The sequence below is a fragment of the Streptomyces sp. NPDC058157 genome (genome assembly GCF_042884105.1).
Lineage (GTDB): Bacteria > Actinomycetota > Actinomycetes > Streptomycetales > Streptomycetaceae > Streptomyces.
The window spans coordinates 1-1,469 of record NZ_JBHVUQ010000365.1; the positions used below are offsets into that span (position 1 = coordinate 1).

Here is a 1,469-nt window from a genome sequence, read left to right on the forward strand (position 1 = left end):
GGACCCGTACCGGCGGCGCGCAGGGCGCCGCCGGCCTGGACAGCTGGCGGCGCATCGTCCCGCAGGCCCTCGTCGTGGCCTTCCTCGCCGGCGGCACCACCGCCTTCGTCGCCGCCGACAAGTCCGTCCACCTCACCGTCGACGGCGAACCCCGCACCCTCCACACCTTCGCCGGGAACGTCGAGGACCTCCTGGCCGCCGAAGGCCTCGGCGTCGGCCCCCACGACCTCGTCGCCCCCGCCCGCGACTCCTCCCTCGAGGACGGCGAAGAGGTCGTCGTCCGCTACGGCCGCCCCCTGAGCCTGACCCTCGACGGCACCAGCCGCCGCATGTGGACCACCGCCCGCACCGTCGACGCCGCCCTGCGCCAGCTCGGCGTCCGCGTCGAGGGCGCCTACCTCTCCGCCCCGCCCACCGCCGCCGTCCCCCGCACCGGACTCACCCTCAGCGTGCGCACCGAACGCGGCGTCACCTTCATGGCCGACGGCCGCGAACGCACCATCCGCACCAACGCCGCCACCGTCCAGGAGGCCCTCGACCAGGCCGGCATCACCCTGCGCGGCGAGGACACCACCTCCGTCCCCCCGGGCTCCTTCCCGCGCGACGGCCAGACCGTCACCGTCCTGCGCATCACCGGCACCCGCGAGGTCCGCGAGGAGCGCATCCCGTACGAGACCGAACGCGTCGACGACGACACCCTGTTCGCCGGCACCGAGGTCGTCGAGCGCGCCGGGCGCCCCGGCGCGCGCCGGGTCACGTACGGGCTGCGCACCGTCAACGGGGTCCGCGAACCCGCCCGCAAGATCGCCGAGGAGGTCGTCCGCGAGCCCGTCAGCCAGCTCGTCAAGGTCGGCACGAAGCCGCTGCCGACCTCCGTCGCCGGCGCCGACCACCTCGACTGGGGCGCGCTCGCCCAGTGCGAGTCCGGCGGCCGGCCCGCCGCCACCGACGCCTCGGGCACCTACGGCGGCCTCTACCAGTTCGACGTGACCACCTGGCAGGCCCTCGGCGGCAGCGGCCGCCCCCAGGACGCCCCGGCCGGGGAGCAGACGTTCCGGGCGAAGAAGCTCTACGTGCAGCGGGGGGCGAGTCCGTGGCCCCACTGCGGCCGTAGGCTTTACCGGTGAGCACCGCAGAGCAGCAGCAGCCCCACGGGACCCCCCAGGCCTCCGAGGCCCCTTCCGACGCCCTCCTCGGCCCGGCCGACATCCGAGAGCTGGCCGCCGCCCTCGGCGTGCGCCCGACGAAGCAGAAGGGCCAGAACTTCGTCATCGACGCCAACACGGTCCGCCGGATCGTGCGCACCGCCGAGGTCCGCCCCGACGACGTGGTCGTCGAGGTCGGCCCGGGCCTCGGGGCGGGGGCGGAACCCCCGCGGGGGTCGGCCCCCCGCGGCGTGGCCGCGCGGGAAGACCACAACACCCCCCCCCCGCCCCGCCCCCCCCCACAGGGCCGGGGGGCGCGCCCGA

At 76.5% G+C, this 1,469-nt stretch carries 2 protein-coding genes; both read left to right on the top strand.

All coding sequences use genetic code 11. The features are described 5' to 3' along the window. A partial coding sequence (locus ACFVXK_RS37775; protein ID WP_389621664.1) for a ubiquitin-like domain-containing protein occupies positions 1-1,127 on the top strand: 1,127 nt, incomplete at its 5' end. Continuing rightward, positions 1,124-1,469: rRNA adenine N-6-methyltransferase family protein (locus ACFVXK_RS37780; protein ID WP_389621667.1), on the top strand; the 346-nt coding region annotated here is incomplete at its 3' end. The genes ACFVXK_RS37775 and ACFVXK_RS37780, both read left to right, overlap by 4 nt.